This window comes from Streptoalloteichus tenebrarius (genome assembly GCF_024171885.1).
GTDB lineage: Bacteria > Actinomycetota > Actinomycetes > Mycobacteriales > Pseudonocardiaceae > Streptoalloteichus > Streptoalloteichus tenebrarius.
Map to the genome: position 1 here is coordinate 66,064 of NZ_JAMTCP010000028.1, position 18,140 is coordinate 84,203.

General features: G+C 74.1%; 14 protein-coding genes. 7 read left to right on the top strand and 7 right to left on the bottom strand.

What is annotated here, in order from left to right; genetic code table 11:
• Positions 1 to 579: 579 nt before the first annotated feature.
• Positions 580 to 1,614, bottom strand: coding sequence for a class I SAM-dependent methyltransferase (locus LX15_RS21465; RefSeq protein ID WP_253671422.1), 1,035 nt, complete (start codon positions 1,612 to 1,614; stop codon positions 580 to 582).
• A gap of 108 nt (positions 1,615 to 1,722) precedes the next feature.
• Entirely contained in the window at positions 1,723 to 3,063 is a 1,341-nt protein-coding gene (locus tag LX15_RS21470) for a GH1 family beta-glucosidase (RefSeq protein WP_253671423.1), read from the bottom strand.
• 143 nt (positions 3,064 to 3,206) lie between these two features.
• Here LX15_RS21470 and LX15_RS21475 point away from each other — a divergent pair, with 143 nt between their 5' ends.
• Positions 3,207 to 3,830 (top strand): TetR/AcrR family transcriptional regulator, encoded by a 624-nt coding sequence (locus tag LX15_RS21475; RefSeq protein WP_253671424.1) that lies wholly within the window; start codon positions 3,207 to 3,209, stop codon positions 3,828 to 3,830.
• Positions 3,831 to 3,936: 106 nt separating this feature from the next.
• Here the strand turns inward: LX15_RS21475 and LX15_RS21480 are convergent, their stop codons facing one another.
• Positions 3,937 to 5,133: an amino acid deaminase/aldolase gene (locus LX15_RS21480; protein ID WP_253671425.1), complete on the bottom strand. Its 1,197-nt coding sequence runs from the start codon at positions 5,131 to 5,133 to the stop codon at positions 3,937 to 3,939.
• Between the two features lie 81 nt (positions 5,134 to 5,214).
• Between LX15_RS21480 and LX15_RS21485 the strand changes: the two genes are divergently transcribed.
• Positions 5,215 to 6,528 carry a D-arabinono-1,4-lactone oxidase gene (locus tag LX15_RS21485; RefSeq protein WP_253671426.1) on the top strand — a complete coding sequence of 438 codons (1,314 nt, stop codon included), beginning with the start codon at positions 5,215 to 5,217 and terminating at the stop codon, positions 6,526 to 6,528.
• A 273-nt stretch (positions 6,529 to 6,801) separates the two neighbouring features.
• Here LX15_RS21485 and LX15_RS21490 read toward each other — a convergent pair whose 3' ends face one another.
• Positions 6,802 to 7,458: an NAD(P)H-binding protein gene (locus LX15_RS21490; RefSeq protein WP_253671427.1), complete on the bottom strand. Its 657-nt coding sequence runs from the start codon at positions 7,456 to 7,458 to the stop codon at positions 6,802 to 6,804.
• Positions 7,459 to 7,482: 24 nt separating this feature from the next.
• Positions 7,483 to 8,115, bottom strand: a complete 633-nt coding sequence (locus LX15_RS21495; RefSeq protein WP_253671438.1) for a hypothetical protein — start codon at positions 8,113 to 8,115, stop codon at positions 7,483 to 7,485.
• Between the two features lie 280 nt (positions 8,116 to 8,395).
• Here LX15_RS21495 and LX15_RS21500 point away from each other — a divergent pair, with 280 nt between their 5' ends.
• The 3 genes from LX15_RS21500 (at position 8,396) to LX15_RS21510 (ending at position 12,326) form a co-directional block, all read left to right on the top strand.
• Complete coding sequence (locus tag LX15_RS21500) at positions 8,396 to 9,967, top strand: cation:proton antiporter (protein ID WP_253671428.1); 1,572 nt, start codon at positions 8,396 to 8,398, stop codon at positions 9,965 to 9,967.
• A 111-nt stretch (positions 9,968 to 10,078) separates the two neighbouring features.
• A complete protein-coding gene (locus tag LX15_RS21505; RefSeq protein ID WP_253671429.1) occupies positions 10,079 to 11,641 on the top strand; it encodes a sensor histidine kinase in 1,563 nt (520 codons plus the stop codon).
• A gap of 16 nt (positions 11,642 to 11,657) precedes the next feature.
• Positions 11,658 to 12,326, top strand: coding sequence for a response regulator (locus tag LX15_RS21510; protein ID WP_253671430.1), 669 nt, complete (start codon positions 11,658 to 11,660; stop codon positions 12,324 to 12,326).
• A gap of 20 nt (positions 12,327 to 12,346) precedes the next feature.
• Here LX15_RS21510 and LX15_RS21515 read toward each other — a convergent pair whose 3' ends face one another.
• Together LX15_RS21515 and LX15_RS21520 are read right to left on the bottom strand one after the other, a co-directional pair.
• Entirely contained in the window at positions 12,347 to 13,087 is a 741-nt protein-coding gene (locus LX15_RS21515) for a phosphatase PAP2 family protein (RefSeq protein WP_253671431.1), read from the bottom strand.
• A gap of 169 nt (positions 13,088 to 13,256) precedes the next feature.
• Positions 13,257 to 14,330: a hypothetical protein gene (locus LX15_RS21520; RefSeq protein ID WP_253671432.1), complete on the bottom strand. Its 1,074-nt coding sequence runs from the start codon at positions 14,328 to 14,330 to the stop codon at positions 13,257 to 13,259.
• A gap of 393 nt (positions 14,331 to 14,723) precedes the next feature.
• On the opposite strand from LX15_RS21520, the gene LX15_RS21525 reads away from it, so the two are divergent.
• Together LX15_RS21525 and LX15_RS21530 are read left to right on the top strand one after the other, a co-directional pair.
• Complete coding sequence (locus tag LX15_RS21525; RefSeq protein ID WP_253671433.1) at positions 14,724 to 16,025, top strand: hypothetical protein; 1,302 nt, start codon at positions 14,724 to 14,726, stop codon at positions 16,023 to 16,025.
• Positions 16,022 to 18,140, top strand: a 2,119-nt coding sequence (locus LX15_RS21530) for a hypothetical protein (RefSeq protein ID WP_372502768.1), incomplete at its 3' end; no start/stop codon positions are given. The genes LX15_RS21525 and LX15_RS21530, both read left to right, overlap by 4 nt.

The window sequence follows — 18,140 nt, forward strand, 5'->3', positions numbered from 1 at the left end:
GGAACACCGGGGAACACCCCCGAGCCGGATGAACCCGGCTCCCCGCCCCTCAAGACCGGCACCACGACCGCCGAGACAACCGCAACCGACGTCACCAGGCTCCCGCTCCGGAGCGGGAGAGCGAACCGCGGGGCGGCCAGCCCGCCCGGCACAGAAAACTCCACAGTAGACGCACTGGACGCAGTGGACCCGTGACCTCCGCGGGCCGACGCCGCCGCACTCCCCTCCCCCCGACCGGCGTCGGTCCGCGGATTCCACCTCGCGGCGGTGCCCGTGACCCCGGACGGGCACCGCCGCGACACCACGCTCCCCCTCCGAGCGCGGCCGTCCTCCCGGCCGCCACCGGTGGTGCGATGTCCTCGCAGGGCCCCACCCCGCCCTCCACCAGGGGCCCGCCTCCGCGAGTCCGCACCACAGCCCCGAAGAAGGGAAGAGGAGGACCGCCGGCCCACCCCCCTCCCGACCCCCGGCCGGCGGTCCTCCTTCGCGTCCGACCCCCGCTTTCCCCGCGGAGCCAGCCCGCAGCGCTCCCGGGTCCTTTTGGCGGGGCCGTGCGACCGTGTCAGCGCGGAGGGCGGATCACCGCGAGCGGCACACGATTCCGTTGTGGGACTTGATGACCCCGTGCCGCAGCACCTCGAAACCGTTCTCGTAGGCGTAGAGGCCGAGCTGGGCGACGTTCTGGAGTTCGCGGTAGGAGAAGTTCATCAGGTCGCCGAACAGCAGGTAGAAGGCCTTCGTCCTGGCGGCGACGCGGGGCGTGGTGAGGATGGCGTACCCGCCGGGCTTCAGGAAGCGCCGGTGCCAGTCGAAGGCGAGGGGCTTGTACTCGTCGGGGAAGTGCTCGACCAGCCCGATCGAGACCACCACGTCGAACTCCCGGCCGAAGTCGAGGTCGCGGATGTCGGAGACGACGTAGGAGATGGTCATCTGGTCGCGGTACCAGACCTTCTCGTGGCCGGTCGCCGGGTCGACGCCGAGGAACGGGTACTCCACGGGGAAGGCGCCGAACCGGCCCTCCACGCAGTACTCGTCGTAGTCCACGAGCACGGCCTCGCCGCCCGGGTACATCGCGGACAGGAGCATCGCCTCGTAGCCGTCGGCGGCGCCGAGGAACAGGATGCGCGGCCGGACGACGTCGAGCCCGGAGAACAGCGACCTCTTGGCCCTCGGGTCCCACACCGTGTCGCCCACGCGGTGCGCCTGGTTCCACACCGACCACCGGACGACCTCGGCGACGGCGGCGTACGCCGCGCGAATGTCCAATGTGGACAGTTTCCCGCCCGCCCTGCGCAGCGCGGCCACCCGGGCGGCCACCGGGTCCTCGTCGAACAACGTCTGGAACGACCGGTTGAACATCTCCCACGCCTTCGGCACGGGGAGCTGCTCGCCGTGCTCGGCCTCCCACGCCAACCGCTCCCGCGACCAGTTCTCCACCCGGTACGGCCGCCCCACGTCCTTCCAGGACAGGCGGGAGAAGTCGATCGCGGGAGCGTCGGCGAAGACGTCCCGGCTGGTGCGCCGCAGGTCGGCCCGGTAGGTGGCGCGCAACTCGGTCCGGCCGATGTCCGCCTCCGTCCAGCGGCGACCGGTCAGGGGTTCCGTGGTGGACATGTCCTTCTCCTTGCTCGTCGGCGCGCCGACGCCCGGCGCGCGCCGGTCGCACGGACGGCCGGGGCGACGGGGGCGGACGGCACGGCAGGGGCGGCGCTCATCCGTCGCTCACCCCTCGTCCCGCAGGGCGGCGCGGAGCCAGTGGTAGGAGGCCTTGGGGGTGCGGACGAGGGTGTCGAAGTCGACGTGCACCAGGCCGAAGCGCTGGTCGTAGCCCTCGGCCCACTCGAAGTTGTCGAGCAGGGACCAGACGAAGTAGCCGCGGACGTCGACACCGTCGTCCATGGCCTGGCGGAGCGCGACGAGGTGCTGGCGCAGGAAGTCGATGCGGTCGGGGTCGTCGACGACGCCGCGCTCGTCGGGCGCGTCGTCCTGGCTGCACCCGTTCTCGGTGACCAGGACCGGCGGCAGCGCCTCGCGGTACCGGGCGCGGAGCGCGACCAGGATCTCCCGCAGGCCCTCGGGCACGACCGGCCAGCCGACGTGGGTCCTGGGGCGCTCGGCGATCTCGGCCACGGCGAACGGGAGCGGCTCCCCGGGGTCGGCCGCGCGGACGCGGGTCGGGCAGTAGTAGTTGACGCCGTAGAAGTCGAGCGGCTGGGCGATCAGCGGCAGGTCGTCGGCCGCGTCGTCGGGCAGGCCGCCGGCGAGCCACGCCAGGTCGGGATAGGCGCCGACGAGGAGCGGGTCGCCGTAGATCCAGTTGTGGAGGTCGGCGTACGCGGCCGCGGCGGCGACGTCGTCGGGGTGGTCGCTGGCCGGCCAGACGGGCGTGTGGCTGTTCGCCACCCCGACCCGCGCCGCTCCGGCGGACCGCAGCGCCCGGGTCGCGAGCCCGTGGGCGAGGAGCTGGTGGTGCGCGGCCGGCAGGGCGTCGAGGAGCAGGGTGCGGCCTGGCGCGTGCTCGCCGACGCCGTAGCCCAGCATCGTGACCACGGCGGGTTCGTTGAGGGTGATCCACCAGGGGACCCGGTCGGCGAGCCGCTCGGCGACCAGCGCGGCGTAGTCGGCGAACCGGTGTGCGGTGTCCCTGGCGAGCCAGCCGCCGGCGTCCTCGACGGGTTGCGGGGTGTCCCAGTGGTAGAGGGTGGCGACCGGGGTGAGGTCGGCGGCCAGCAGGGCGTCGACGAGCCGGTCGTAGAAGTCGAGTCCGGCGGGGTTGGCCGGCCCGGTTCCCGTGGGCTGGACGCGGGGCCACGCGACGGAGAAGCGGTAGGCGTCCAGGCCGAGTTCGGCGAGCAGCGCGACGTCCTCGGGGTAGCGGTGGTAGTGGTCGCAGGCGACGTCGCCGTTCTGGCCCCGCGCCACCTTGCCGGGCGTGGCGCAGAAGGTGTCCCAGACCGAGCGTCCCCTGCCGTCCTCGGCCACCGCGCCCTCGACCTGGTAGGCCGACGTCGCCGCGCCCCAGAGGAAGTCGTCGGGGAACGACGGGAGGGTCGGGTCGGGCACCGCCACCACCCCACTCGGGTGTCACCCACATGATGGGGAAACACGAATCTTTCTCGCATTGTAGGGGTGATCCGGCTCACTCGAAAGTGGCTCGCGGACGTTGCGTGCAAGATGGGGGCGACGCACGACAACAGGAGCCGCCCGTGTCCACTGCTGCCGCCCCGCTTCGGAGGCGCCCGGTTCAGCAACGCAGCGCCCAACGGGTCGAGCGGATGCTCGACGCGTGCGCCGAGTTGATCGACGAACTGGGCCACGACGGGGTGACCACGACTCTCATCGCCGAGCGCGCCGGGGTCGCCGTCGGCTCGCTCTACCAGTTCTTCCCCGACAAGCGGGCCGTGGTGCAGGCGCTGACCCTGCGCAACCTGGACCGGTTCCTCGCCACCGTGCTGGCGCGGTTCGAGGAGGGCGGCTTCGAGCACTGGTGGGACGCCGTCGACTCGGTGATCGACATCTACATCGGGATGCACAGGGAGGTGCCCGGCTTCGGCCGGCTGCACTTCGGCGACGTCGTCGACCCCCGGCTGCTCGACGAGCGCAAGGACAACAACGCGGTGATCGCCGACCGGATCTCCGCGCTGCTCGTCCAGCACTTCGGGCTCGCGCCCGGCGAGCTGGAGCTGCCCGTGGCGGTGGCGGTCGAGGCGGCGGACGCCGTGCTCAACCTGGCGTTCCGCCGGGACCCGCAGGGCGCCCCGGAGATCGTCACCGAGGCCAAGGCGATGATCAGGGACTACCTGTCGGCCCGGATCGGGGAGCCTGCCTGACCCTCACCCACGATTCCACCCGATCGGCGGCATGAGGCACCCGTCCGGCCGTATCGCCCACCGATGTCCGTCACCGCCACGGTCCTCGGCCGGAATGCCGCGGTCCTCAGCCGAAGCAGTGGCTCGCCCCGCGGTAGGTCGGCACCGTCTCCACCACCCGGTCCCCGTCGACGAGGTAAAACTCGGGGAAGCGCTCGGCCAGCTCCCCCGCCTTGGCGTGTCGGAACCACACCCGGTCGCCGACGCGGAGGTCCCGGGCCGCCCGGCCCACCAGCGGCGTCTGCACCTCCCCCGCGCCCTCGGTGCCGGTGAGCCGCAGACCGGCGGGCAGCACCGGGACGGGCAGCCGGTCGGGGTCGGCGATCCCCGAGGCCGGGTACCCGCCGCCGAAGACCGTGACCACGTCGCGGGCCGGGCGCCGGACCACCGGGAGCGCGAACAACGCGGCCGGGCGGGGTTGGAAGGCCCGGTAGCCGTCGAACAGGGTCGGCCCGAGGAGCCCGGACCCGGCGGCCAGCTCGGTGACCGACCCGTCCTCGGCCGTGCGTTCGAGGCTGCCGGTCCCGCCCCCGTTGACGAACTCCAGCTCGGCGAGCCGCCGCAGGGCCTCGACCACGGCCGCGCGCCGGTCGGAGAGTTCGGCCATGGAGCGGCGCTGCATCCACCGCAGTGCGGCAGCGCGGACCGGACGGCCCCTGGTGGCGTCGCCGAGCCCGGCGATCTGTGCCTCGTAGGCCATCAGGCCGACCAGGGCGAAGCCGGGGCGGCGCAGGACCTCCCCCGCCAGCGCCACGGCCTGGCGCGGGGTGCGGACGGGCGAGCGCCGGACCCCGACGTGGACCCCGGCCGCGGGGCGCCAGGAGGCGTCCAGTTCCAGGCAGACCCGGATCACCGGGTGGCGCGGCCCGAGCGCGGCGGTCACCAGGTCGAGCTGGGCGGGGTCGTCGACCATGATCGTGACCGCCGCCCTGGCCGCGTCGTCGCCGGCCAACGCCCGCAACGCCGCGCGGTCCGCCGTGGGGTAGCCGACGACCGCGTCCGCGGTCACGCCGGCTCCCACCAGGTACAGCGCCTCGGCGAGGGAGTAGCACAGCAGGCCGGAGAAGCCGGGGCGGGCGAGGGCGCGGCGCAGCAGCGCGACGCAGCGCACCGACTTGCTGGCCACCCGGATGGGGCGACCCCGGGCGCGGGCCCGCAGTTGCTCGGCGTTGGCGTCGAACGCCGAACGGTCGACGATCGCCAGCGGGGGGTCCAGGGCCGCCGTGGCCGCGTCGTAGCGGGCCCGGAACCGGTCTGCCGTCACGGCCCGCACGGTAGCTCGCCACCCCTTGAAATGTGAATGTCCTTCACGTACGGTCGCCCCCACCGTCACCGGAGGTGACCTATGTCGCACCCCGCCCCGACCTGGCGGAACTGGGCCCGGACCGCGTCCGCCCGGCCCACCGCGGTGGTCCGCCCCCGGGATCTCGACGAGATCGTCGGAGCGGTCAGGGACGCGGCGGCACGGGGCAGGACCGTGCGGGCCTGGGGCAGCGGGCACTCGTTCAGCGAGGCGGCGGTGACCGACGACATCGCCCTCGACCTGCGGGGGTGGTCCGGGGTGCTGGCGGTCGACGGGGACATGGTCACCGTGCGGGCCGGCACCCGGCTGCGCGAGCTGAACGCGGCGTTGGACCGGGTCGGCCTGGCCATGGTCAACCTCGGCGACATCGACGAGCAGACCGTGGCGGGCGCGATCTCCACCGGGACCCACGGCACCGGGGCCCGGCTCGGCGGGCTGGCGACGCAGGTCGCCGCGCTGGAGCTGGTGCTCGCCGACGGGTCGGTGGTGCGGTGTTCCGAGCGGGAGCGACCCGACCTGTTCCAGGCCGCCCGGGTCAGCCTGGGCGCGCTCGGGGTCATCGGCTCGGTGACGTTGCGGTGCGTGCCGAGGTACGCGTTGGCGGCGGACGAGCGCCCGATGCCGCTGGACGAGGTGATGGACGGGTTCGGCGACCTCGCCGACGGGAACGACCATTTCGAGTTCTACTTCTTCGTCCACGGCGACACGACGTTGGTGAAACGGAACAACCGCCTGCCCGAGGGGGAACAGCCCCGGCCGATGCACCCGGTGCGGCACTTCCTGGAGTACCAGGTGGTGGAGAACACCGCGTTGGAGGCGGTGTGCCGGTTGGGGCGCGCGGTCCCCGGGCTGGTCCGCCCGCTCAACCGGGTGTGTGGGGCGCTGCTGTCGGCGCGCCGGTACAGCGACCGCTCGCACCGGGTGTTCGTGACCCGCCGGCAGGTGCGGTTCGTGGAGACGGAGTGGGCTGTTCCACGTGAATCAATCCATGAGGTGATCAAGGAACTCCGCGCGGCCGTGCCCCGGCTGGAACACCCAGTGATCATGCCGATCGAGGTACGGGTGGCGGCGGGGGACGACATCTGGCTGTCCCCGGCGCACGGGCGCGACACCGCGTACCTCGCGGCGCACCAGTTCGTGGGCATGCCCTACCGGCACTGGTTCTCGACGGTGGCCGACATCTGCGGCGCGGCGGGCGGTCGTCCCCACTGGGGGAAGATGCACGACCTGGACGCCACCGACCTCCGGGACCGCTATCCCCGCTTCGACGACTTCCTGGCGCTGCGACGCCAACTCGACCCGGAGGGCCGCTTCCGGAGCGCCTACACCGACCGGGTCCTGGGCCCGCTCGCCTGAGACCGCCCCGCCCTCGACGCTCCCCGGCTCCCCACCTCAGGACAGCCCCCACCCGCCCTGGGGGGCGAGCCCTGCTCCAGCCTAACGACATCCACCCGAGCCTCCAACACCTCGACGCCGCCCTGTGGACAACCCACGCCATCGCATCGCCCAACGAGTGGTTCACGAGTGTGCTGTGGATAACTCCCGCCTCTGGCCAGCAATTCCCTTCGCGGAAAAGGGAAACACCGCTAGCCTTGGTGGGTTTGGGACAGCCGCACGTGGCCGCCGGCCTCAGCCGATGGCGGCGGCGACCGCCTCGTCCACGGGATCGCTCCCGCCCACGAGCTCCAACGTGTGGCGCGCGCTCCGCGGCTCGTCGAGCAACGCCACCAGGACCCTGGCCACGTCGTCCCGGCTCACCTCGCCCGGCGGGACCGACGCGCCGAGCCGGACGAGCCCGGAGCCCGGCTCGTCGGTGAGCCGGCCGGGCCGCAGCACCGTCCAGTCCAGGTCCCTGCTGCTCAGGTCCTCCTCGGACGCGGCCTTCGCCCGCAGGTAGGCCGCGAAGACCTCGTCCGTCCCCCGCTGGTCGGCGCGGTCCAGCCCCATCGCGCTGACCAGCAGGTACCGCCGGATCTCCGCCATGTGGCAGGCGTCGGCCACGAGCGCGGCGGCGGCCCGGTCCACCGTGTCCTTGCGCGCGGCGCCGCTGCCGGGGCCCGCTCCGGCGGCGAAGACCACGGCGTCCGCGCCCGCCAGGTGGGCGGCCACCTCGTTGACGCTGGCCTCCTCCAGGTCGCAGACCACCGCGTCGGCTCCGGCCGCGTGCAGGTCGGCGACGTGGTCGGGGTTGCGGACCAGCCCGACCGCGACGTCGCCCCGCTCCGCGAGGAGCCGTTCGAGCCGCAACGCGATCTTCCCGTGCCCACCGGCGATCACCACGCGCATGCCCTCACGGTAAGGCGGCGCGCCCTAGTCCGCCGGGGCGGGCGTCGTCGCCAGCACCCGGTCGTAGAGCACCTCGTGCATCCAGCGGACGGCCGACGAGGTCGCCAGGTCCACGTCGATGACCCGGTCCTCCTCGGCGGGTCCCGGCAGCTCCAGGCCGACCGCCCCGTCCGGGTCGGCGGTCAGCACCGCGACCCCGTACAGCCGGGACCGCAGCATTCCGTTGGTGACGTAATCCTCGGCGACGGTCACCGCCGACGGAAGGACGGTGGCCGAGGAGCAGAGCCGCGCGAACGGCACGGCCGAGGTCAACGCGGTCCGCCAGTGCCGGGCCGGCGCGAGGACCCCGACCAGGCGCACCGCCGGCGGCGGGACCCGCCCCAGCATCTCCGGCCACACCCACGTGGACACCGCCGTCCGGTCGGTGACCGGGCCGACCCCCCAGCACAGCCGCTCGGCGTGCCGGTCGGGCAGGAGCTCGGCCACCGGCACCACCCGCCTGCCCAGTAACGACATGGGCGGAAGGACCACCCCCCGCCACCCCAGCAGCTCGGCGGCCCGAGCCGCGAGTTGCTCGGGCGGCGCCGGCAGCTCGACCGGGGGGACGGTGCTGGCGGGCAGGGCACGGACGTTCGGGACGGCCGTGCGCCCTGGCATGCGGGTCACGAACCTTCCACCTCCCCTCGTTCGACGCGCGACGACCCTCGTCCCGCAGCCACTGGCGTACCAGCCGGCCAGGGGGACCCGCGCCGTTTCGGCCCCTGAGCTGCGGTCGGCGGCAGCGGCCGAGCGATAACCGGTCGATGACCGGTCGCGAGGCTTCAGCCCGACGGTGCGGCCATTCGTGTGAGGCGAGACCTCCTCGCGATCCACTCGTTCGGCGCAGCCCCTGGCGCTCGCCGAGACTGGAAACGCCCTGACCGGGGGAGGCGAACCGGTGAACCACGTCCAGCTCCTGTTCCTCGCGCTCGCCGCGCTCGTGGTGGCGGTGCCGTTGGCCGAGCGGATGACCGTCCCCCACCCCGTCCTGCTCACCGGGATCGGCCTGGGCTGCGCCCTGGTGCCGGGGCTGCCGCAGATCTCCCTGGACCCGGAGCTGATCCTGCCGACGCTGCTCCCGCCGCTGCTGTTCACGGCGGCGCAGAAGACGTCCGTCGGCCACCTGACCGCCCACCTGCGGTCGATCTCCTCGCTGGCGGTGGCCCTGGTCGTGGTCTCGGCGTTCGCGGTGGCGGCGGTGGTCACGGTCGCGGTGCCCGAGGTGCCGTGGCCGCTGGCGTTCGCGGTCGGCGCGGCCACCGCCCCACCCGACCCGGTGGCCGCGACCGCGGTCGCCGGTCGGCTGGGCCTGCCGCACCGCGTGGTCTCGGTGATCGAGGGCGAGGGGCTGGTCAACGACGCGACGTCGCTGGTGCTCTACCACGTCGCGCTCACCTCGGCGGCCGCGGGCAGCGCGATCCTGTGGTGGTCGGTGGCCGGGGGCTTCGTCTACGGCACGGTGGTCGGGCTGGTCGTCGGCGCCGTGATCGCCTGGCTGGCCGACTTCGTCCTGCGTCGCTTCCAACAACCCGTGTTGGAGGGGACGTTCACCGTCGTCCTGCCGTTCGCCGCCTACCTGGGCGCGGAGGCGGTCCACGCGTCAGGCGTGCTCGCCGTGGTGGTGGTCGGCCTGGTGATGGGGCAACGGTCCTACGCGGTGGTCACCGCGGGAGGCCGGATGATCACCTGGGCCTTCTGGGAGACGATCGAGCTGCTGCTCACCGCCGTGGCCTTCATGATCATCGGGCTTGAGCTGCGCCCCGTCCTGCGCGACGCGGGCCCCCGGCTGGGCCACACCCTGGCCGTCGGCCTCGTGGTGGCCGCGGTGCTGGTCCTCGTGCGCGTGGTGTGGATGGTCGTCGCGGGCGCGCTGGGCCGGCCGCGCAGCCGGATCGGCCAGGCCGCGCCGGAGAACTGGCGCGAGGGTGTGGTGATGGGGTGGGCCGGCATGCGGGGCGTGGTCACGATCGCCGCCGCGTTGGGCCTGCCGGACGACGTGCCGGCGCGCGGCGAACTCGTGTTGGTGGCGTTCGTCGCGGTGGTGGTCACGCTCGTGCCGCCGGGATTCACCCTGCCGATGGTGGTGCGGTGGCTCCGCGTGGGCGGTGTCGAGGACCAGGAGGCGTCCCGGGAGGTCACGATGCGGGTGGTGCGCGCCGTGCTCGACCGCGTGGACGAACTGCGCGCCGACGGTGACATCGACGAGCCGGTGGCACGGCGGCTGCGCGACGCCTTCCAACACCTGGTCCAGGGCATCTGCCCCGGCAGTGAGGACGATCCCCGCCTGCGTGAGGGACGGCGGCGGGCGCGCCGCCGACGCGAGGTCACGAAGGAGCTCATGACGGCCGCCCAGGAGGAGGCGCTGCGGTTGCGGCTGGACGAGCGGGTGGACCCGCGCGCCGTCGACCGGGTCCTCCGGCGCATCGACACCACCCTCGTCGCCGGCCCGCCGGTGAACCCCCCTTCCTGAGGCCGCGCGGCACGTGGGGCGTGGGGCCTCTCAGGTCGGGGTGTGGACGATGGGCCGGTGATGGTTGCGGACGCTGAAGACCCGACAGTCGGGCGATCGCCCCGACGGAGGGTGATCGAGGCCGTCCTGCTGGCGATGGTCGTCTCGGCTCCGTCCGAGGGGAGCGTGCTCACCGGCTTCTCCACGGACCTGACCTGGTGGGTCGTGGTCTGGGGCCTGGCGGCGCCAACGGCGGTGGCCCTGCTGACGCCGTTCCGCCCGCTGCTGGCGACGCCGCTCGCCGCCGCGTTGTGGTGCGTGTGCGTGGTCGTGCGTCGGGACCACCCTGACGTCGGGCTCCTGCCGTCCGTCCTGGCCCTGGTGGTCGCCGCCCACCTCGCCGGAGCGCGGTCGGCGTCGACCAGGGCAGCCCTGCTCGGCCTCGGGGGCGTGGCGCTGGCGGCGGCGGTCGTGGTGCCGGTCCTCACCGCGGACTCCGGCACCTGGTTCGTCACCCTCGCGGGTGTACTCCTGCTGGGCGTCGTGCCCTGGCTCGCCGGTCGGCACCGCCGGCAGTACCGGGAACTGGTGCGCGCGGGGTGGGACCGCGCCGAACAGTTGGAACGGGAGCAACGGATCGTCGCCGAGCAGGCCCGGCTGCGGGAACGCGCCCGGTTGGCCGGGGACATGCACGACCTGCTCGGCCACGAGCTGGGCCTGGCCGCGTTGCGCATCGGCGCGCTGGAACTGGCGCCCGACCTGGACGAACGCCACCGGGAGGCCGCGGGCGCCGCCCGGAGGGCGGTCACCTCGGCGGCCGACCGGCTCGCGGAGATCGTCGGGCTGCTGCGCGACCGCGCGCCGGAGCCCGCGTCGGGTGAGGACGTGGCCGCGCTGGTCGAGCGGAGCAGGGACTCGGGCGTCCCGGTCTCGCTCAGCATCACCGGGGACGGTGAGCACGTTCCCCCGCTCGTGCGGCGCACCGCCCATCGGGTGGTGCAGGAGTCCGTGACCAACGCGATGAAGCACGCCCCGGGGCGACCCGTCTCGGTGGCGGTGCGGCACTCGGCGGACGAGACACGCGTGACCGTGACGAACACCGGGCCGTCCCCGGCCTCCGAGCCTCCTCGGCCCGGCGGCGGCTACGGCCTGGTCGGCCTCGCCGAACGGGTTCGGCTGGTCGGCGGGGTCTTCGACGCTGGTTGGCGCGGTGAGCGGTTCGAGGTGAACGCGGTGCTGCCCCATCCGGCGGGAACCCGTCCCGGTCCCGCCGTCGACGTCCCCAGGTTGTCGGAGTCCGCCCTGAGACTGAGGGAGGCCAGGCAACGGGTGAGGCGCAGTTTCGTCGTCTCGGTGACGACAGGGGTCCTCATCACGCTGGGCGTGATCTCCGTGACCATCGGGTTCATGGTGTACGACGCGTCGACGTCCGTCCTGCGGCCGGCCGACTTCGCCCGGCTCCGCGTCGGCCAACCCCGCGCCGAGGTCGAGCCGGTGCTGCCGCCCCGCACCAGGGTCGACCACCCCACCCTCCCGGAGCCGGCCCGGCCCGAGGGGGCCGTCTGTCGCTACTACGGCACGCGCGAGGACCTGTTCGACGGGCAGGTCCGGCTGTTCCGGGTGTGCTTCCGGGACGACCGCCTCGTCGCCAAGGACGTGCTCGGCGCGCCCACCGTAGGGTCGACGTCGGACTGAACTGGGGAGCGAGCGCATGATCCGCGTGGTGCTGGCCGACGACGAGGCCGTGGTCCGGATGGGGGTCAGGGCGGTCCTGGCGACCGACCCGGAGATCGAGGTGGTGGCCGAGGCCGAGGACGGCCGGCGGGCCGTCGACCTCGTCCTGGCCCACCGGCCGGACGTCGCCGTGGTGGACGTGCGGATGCCCCGGCTCGACGGGCTCGACGCGACGGCCGAGATCCGCCGGCTCGCCCCCGCCACGGCGGTGCTGGTCCTGACGACGTTCTCCGAGGACGGCTACATCGCCCGCGCGCTCGGCGACGGGGCCAGCGGGTTCCTGCTCAAGACCGGCGACCCCCGCGAGCTGGTCGCCGGGGTGCGCGCGGCCGCCGAGGGCGCGGCGTACCTGTCGCCCAGGGTCGCCCGCCGGGTGATCGACGAGCTCGCCGACCAGCGGATGGCGCGGGGCGCGGACGCCAGGGACCGGACCGCCGCCCTCACCGACCGGGAGCGTGAGGTGCTGGGCCTGCTCGGCGCCGGGTTGTCCAACGCCGAGATCGCCCGCCGCGTCCACGTCGTGGAGGGGACGGTGAAGGCGCACGTCACCGCGATCCTGCGGCGGCTGGGCGTCCGCAACCGGGTGCAGGCGGCCATCCTGGCCCACGAGGCCGGGCTGGTGCCCGCGTCCGGCGTGACCGACTGACCCCAGCCGCCGCCCGGCGGCTACCGCCCGCCGTCACGCCAGTCGCGCTGGCGAACCTGGATCGTGGGCTGGTCCTCCACCCGTCGGCCCACCGGCGTCGGGGCGACCGGGGACGTGGGCACGGCGACGAGCAGCCTGGCGAGCAGCCGGTTCTCCCGCAGCCGGTCCACCAGCGTTCCCGACACCCGGGCCAGGGCCAGCATGAGCAGCGGGGCCACGACCACGCCGAGGAGGAAGCCCACGATCACGTCGTGCGGGTAGTGCGCGCCCACGAAGACCCGGGAGAAGGCGGCCGCGACCGCCGCGGGGAGCACGACCCAGGCGGTCCGGCGCCACGCCACGACGAGAGCGGCGGCGGCAGCGGCCGCGAACGTCGCGTGGTTGCTCGGGAAGGACCAGTCCCCCGGCGGCGGGCACTCCGCGACCGTCAGGACACCCGCCACCGCGCGGCAGGGCCGTTCCTCCTGGATGAACGTCTTGCTGACCTCGCTCACCAGGTAGGCGGCCACCGTGGCGACCGGACCCAGGAGGGCGAGCGCCATCGCGCGCCCGTCGCCGCGCCGGGCGCGCCACCACCCGGCCAGGAACAACGCGGCGAAGAGCAGCATCACGCCGTCGGTGCCGATCTCGACCAGTGACTGAACCCAGCCGGGCACGTCCTTCGCGAAACCGGTCACCGCGCGATACCAGTCGACGCTGATGTCGGGCACCCCGTCCACGCCGGGGTCCGCCGCCAGGCCCACCACGCCAGCAGTGATCACACGTCCTCCACGTTTCCGCTGGTCAATCCGTTGTGACCGTAGGAACCCGGGAGGACCTCCCTCGTCTGACGATCGCCGTGGACCACCCTTGACTTTCGTCAGGCTCCGGCGACGCCGATCGTCGACCTCCTGGCGACGCGGCGGTGCGCCGGCGGCTCGGCGGGCGCTGTCACCACCGGGGCCATCCCCCACCGCCGGACCCGCTGGGGCAGTACAGGACCGGACGGCCGACGGGGCTGCCCGCGTCCGGGGAGTTGCACTCGGTGCTTCCGGTGCTCCCACCTCGGCTCGTGGTGGGTGGTGGGGCCGGCTGGGTGGTCGTGGTCGTGGGCGCGGGAGTCGGCGCCGGTTGGCCGGGCTGGGCTGGTGGGGGCTCCGCCGGAGCCTGGGGCGGGGCGGGCTGGTTGTTGACGGGCCGCGCGTCAGCGTCCCGCTGCGCGGAGGACGGGGGCCGCACGGCGGCTGGTGCCTCCGGCACCGGCGTGTTCGCGGCCGCGGACGTGCTCGGCGTCGGGGTGTGGGCACCCGTGGTGGGCGTCGGCGTGTCGTGGGTCGGCCTCATCGGCTCGGCCTGTTCGGGCCTGTGCCCCGGGTTCGGCGTGGGCGGACCCTCCGGGGCCAGGACCCACGCCAGGACAAGCGTGGCGAGAAGGGCCGCAACCCCGGTCAGGATGCGCTGGCCCCGCCGCTCCCCCTTCCCGTCCGCGGTGGCGGCGGGACGGCCCGACGTGTGCTGTTCGTCGTGTCCGACCAGGTCAGTGGCTGTTTCGGACACCGTGTGCGGGGTGAGCGCGGGAGCCAGGACCTTCGGGGCCGCAGGCGACTCCTGAGGCTCCTCCGGCACCGTCTCCGAAGCGCTTCCCGGGTGGTCTTCCCCGGTGGAAGCCGTCTCGGGGAGCCGCTCCTCCCCAGCTTTCAGAGTGGTGTCCGGCGAGGGTGCGCTTTCCCGCGTCGCCAGGCGGAGTCGGGCCTCCAGCCAGCGGGGGATCTCCTCGTCCGGGCACCCGCAGGCGGCGGCGAACGCGGCGACGATCTCCGGACGCGGCAGGGTCCTGCGGGACAGCGCCGACGCCAGGGTGCTGTGGGGCAGGACATGTCCGCGCCGGGCCGCCCGGTGCTCGATCTGCCGGAACGACAGGCCGAGTCTGGCCTTGGCCTGACGCATCGCCGCGACGAAATCCTCCGCCGTGTCAGCCCGGTCCAGTAACGCCAACTCGGCGCGCGGCTCCGTCCCCTGGCTCATCGCCACCACCCCAGTCCCCAGTTCCTCCGCCGCGAGTCCCCAGATCGCATCCTGCCCGCGGGCGGCCGCCCCGGGTACCCGGTTCGTCCCGGGTTGCTCCACTTGGCCGGATGCCGTGCCAGGCCGCGAGCGGCGTTCGAGACACCCTTCCGCCACGTCGCCGACCTGGTGGTCGACATCGCCGCCCGCCCGGTGTCCTCCGGCTTCCCACACCGGTCGGTGGCCGGCCGGAATGAGCGGTCGACGGCGTGCTCCGCCACGGCACCCGCGCGTCCCCGTCTGTACGAGAGTGTCCTGACCTGCGGCAACGCCCTTGTCGTACACCAGCTCGAACGGTTCTGGTCCGCCTTGACCGCCTCCCCGACCCGGAGGCGAGGAGTGGAGGAGGACCTCATGCCACGACGGCAGATCAGCCGTGAACCCGTGCGCCTGGAGCGCGTCCGCCGAGGGCCGGCGGCCTGGACCTGGGCCGCGCTCGGCGGTGGCCTCGCGATCGGCGCGTTGACCACCGCGATGGTGATGGGCCACGACGGCGACCAGCCGAGGCCGACGGCGGCGGGTGCGGTGAAGGCCCCGGCCACCCCGAAGGAGCGGGGGCCGTGGGGAGTCGAGGTGCCCAGGGACCAGGAGCCCGCCCGGGCGGGTGGAGACGCGCAGGACGGCAGGGGCGGGGACGACACGCTGTCGCCGGACGTGCTGGCGCGGTTGCTCGCCGGACTGGGGCAGACCCCGGCCACCCCCGCGGGATCAGCCGGCAAGCCGGTCGGCGTCGCGCCGGTCGCCGCCGCGTCCGTCCCCCGTTCCTGGATCTCGGCCCCGTCCGCGCCACCGGCTCACTCGGTGGTGGAGGTGCCGTTCCCGGTCGAGGTGCCCGTCCCGGTCGAGACCCCAGCACCCGCGCCGGCGCCGTCGCCGCCCGCCGTCCCGGTGCCGCCGTCTCCGGCTCCGAAGCAGCCCGCGCCGCGCCCCGAGGGTGGCTGGGTGGAGCGCCCGGTCCACCGCGACAACCCGCCCGCGTCGCCCGAGCCCCCGGCCACCCTGTTCGGCGCCGCGGTCCCGTCCGGGGGCGAGTGCGCCCCGGCGACGGACGACCCGGCTCCGGCGGTGTGCAAGGTGGTCCCTGGTCCGGCCGAGCAGGCTCCCCGCGCGGGTGAGGCGCCGCGCCACCACACCCTGTTCGGTGTGATCCAGAACGCTCCGGAGTCGGCGCCGGACGAGCAGCCCAAGGCCCGCACGCCGTTGGGCAAGAAGGACGCCGCCCAGCGCCGCGGCCCCGGTGGCAGGCCCACCGACCCCCGTGACACCAAGCCGGGCACGCCGAAGAGCGCCACTCCGGGCAAGCCCGCCGCGCCGAAGCAGACCGGACCGAAGACGCGGCAGGGCAAGCCCGTGCCGCCGAAGCAGGCCGCGCCGCAGCCCCACCGGCCGGTGCACATCGCTCCGAAGAGCGACGTCCTGCCCCAGCACCTGAACCAGTTGACGCGAAGGGTCCCGGCTGGTGCCGGCGGGTGCGCCCCCGCGACGAGCAACCCCGCTCCGGCGGTCTGCCGCGTCCTGCCCGACACCGGCAAGCCCGGCGCGGGCACCAGGGCGAGCACGACCACCAAGATCCCCGCCGGCAGGAAGGACCGCGTCGCCGGCAAGCCCCAGGCCCCGCGCGTCGACCGCGCCACCACGAAGGGGGCGGCCCGATGAGCGCGCGCGTCATCTGGGACGAGGAGCGCCCGCACCCCCTGGGCGTGGACCGTATGGCCCAGCGCGTCACCGCCGGCGTCCTGGTGGGCGCCGTGGCCCTGGCCGGCCTCGGCGGGTGGGCCAGCGCCCACGCGGCCCCGCCACCCCGCCAACCGGGAGGACAGGCGGGTGGGCTGGATCCGGACCGGGACAAGCCCTGGTTGCGGGGAATCGTCCTCCGAGACGATCCGGAGTCCGGCCAGCAGCTCGTGGTCTTCAACGGCCAGGTCGTGGGCAAGCTGCCCCCTGGTGTTCGGGTGAGTACCGGCCAGCCCCCGCACCTTGGTTTCCGCTATCGCAGGGACAGCAGCGGTCGGTTGGTGCGGGACACGAACCAGAACCTGGTGGGCGACCTCCACGTCGAGGGGATTCGCGCCGACCCCAATGAGGGCAGCCGCCGCCACCTGGGAGAGGACCTCGAAGACCGGGAACTGCCCGACGAGAAGGGTGAGCGCCTCACGCCGGTGCGCAAGCCACCGGAGGACGGGAGAAGGAACACGCCCGCGCCCCGCTCGGAGTCGGAGAAGAAGCGGCGGAAGGCCGAGATCACGCGTCACATCACGGAAATCCTGAGTAGAGCGGACGCCGCGGTGAAGAAGGCCCAGGTCGCCGTGCCAAAGCCGCCGGGCCAGCCGGCGATGACGGTTCCCCCCGGCCCGTCCGCGTCGCTCCTGGGCGTGCTCACGGTGGCCGCGCTGGGAGCGGAGCTCAGGCAGCGCGCGAGGGTGCGCTGGCACGACCTCGCAGCGCGCTCGGTGGTGACCCGCGCGGACGTGCGGGCCGCCGGACGCGTCAACCAGCTCCGGGAGAACGCCCTGGTCGCGGTCGAGCAGGCCGCCGTGGCGCGGAAGAACGCCGACGATGCGCGGCGGGCCGCGCAGGGGCCTTTCCCCACTGTTGAGGCCAGGCGCGAGGCGCACAAGGCCGCGGAGAAGGCCGAACGAGACAGCAGGAGGGCGGACCAGAAGGCCGCCGACGCTACCGCCGCCTACGTCAGGGGAGCCGGTGGCCACCAGACCGAACGCGCCTACCGGATGCGCAAGGATGCGGCGCGTGCGGAGCGGGCGGCGGATCGGGCGGAGAAGCGAGCCGAGCGCACGGGTCGGCCCGAGCACCGTCAGGCCGCTGACGCCGCCCGCAGGAAGGCCGACGCCGCGCGCAACAATCAGGAGAAGAGCGAGCAGAAGGTCATCAAGTCCCGCGAGCGTGCCCTCAGGTCGCTCGACGAGCATGAGAGTCGCGTCGCACACCGACATCCCCGCGGGGGCGACGACCGGGGCAAGGGACGTGGCGGCGGATCGGGCCAGGCCGGCGGCAGCCCTGCCAAGCCTCCGAACAAGCCGAACAAGCCGGGAGGGAGCAGCGGAGCCAAGGCCGCGCCACCCGCCTCCCAGTCCGCTGCCTCCGGCAGGTCCTCCGGAACGTCGACGAATCGCTCCGGAACCGGAACCTCGTCGCGCTCGGTGAGCGGCGGGACGCCACACAACGCGGCTGGGTCCGGCATGCCCACCGCGTCCGCCGGGAAGGGACTCAACGCGACCGCCAGCACCCCGCAGCCATCGGGACGGGTGGCCACCTCACCCGATGGAGGCAAGCCCGCTCCCCGGATCACCCGCACGGGGAAGCAGAACGTGTCTTCCGAACGCCGGGCAAGGGGCCTGGGACCACGTGGCGCCGGCGGGGCTCTCTCCACCCTCTCCGAGGGCCTGGCGATACGACAGTTCGTCATCGATCAGCTCGTGGCCAAGGCGCGGGTGAACCCCGCGGTCTACGGGCCGCGGCTCGCCGAGTTCCGGAAGAGCGAACGGAAGTTGGAGGCCGGCCTGGCGAAACACCTCGCCGATCCCCGCTCACGCCGGAAGGCGCTGTCGTACAGGGCCTCGGTGCGGAACAGCGCGCTCGCACAGGCCGTGTTCGGTTCCGGGGAGGTCGTGGGCACCCCGGAGCACAAGGCCGCGATGAACGCCCTGTGGGCGGAGGCGAGCGAGAAGGCGCGCTGGGAGGAGAACGTCAAGGCCTGGGAGCGCAAGGCCCGCGCCGAAGCAACGGCCAAGGCGCAGGCCGCGGCGGCGGCCA

Bases quoted from the DNA above. Each gene is read 5' to 3' on its own strand.
- LX15_RS21465 (WP_253671422.1), bottom strand. From the start codon at position 1,614: ATGTCCACCACGGAACCCCTGACCGGTCGCCGCTGGACGGAGGCGGAC.
- LX15_RS21485 (WP_253671426.1), top strand. From the start codon at position 5,215: ATGTCGCACCCCGCCCCGACCTGGCGGAACTGGGCCCGGACCGCGTCC.
- LX15_RS21490 (WP_253671427.1), bottom strand. From the start codon at position 7,458: ATGCGCGTGGTGATCGCCGGTGGGCACGGGAAGATCGCGTTGCGGCTC.
- LX15_RS21495 (WP_253671438.1), bottom strand. From the start codon at position 8,115: ATGCCAGGGCGCACGGCCGTCCCGAACGTCCGTGCCCTGCCCGCCAGC.
- LX15_RS21510 (WP_253671430.1), top strand. From the start codon at position 11,658: ATGATCCGCGTGGTGCTGGCCGACGACGAGGCCGTGGTCCGGATGGGG.
- LX15_RS21520 (WP_253671432.1), bottom strand. From the start codon at position 14,330: ATGAGCCAGGGGACGGAGCCGCGCGCCGAGTTGGCGTTACTGGACCGG.
- LX15_RS21525 (WP_253671433.1), top strand. From the start codon at position 14,724: ATGCCACGACGGCAGATCAGCCGTGAACCCGTGCGCCTGGAGCGCGTC.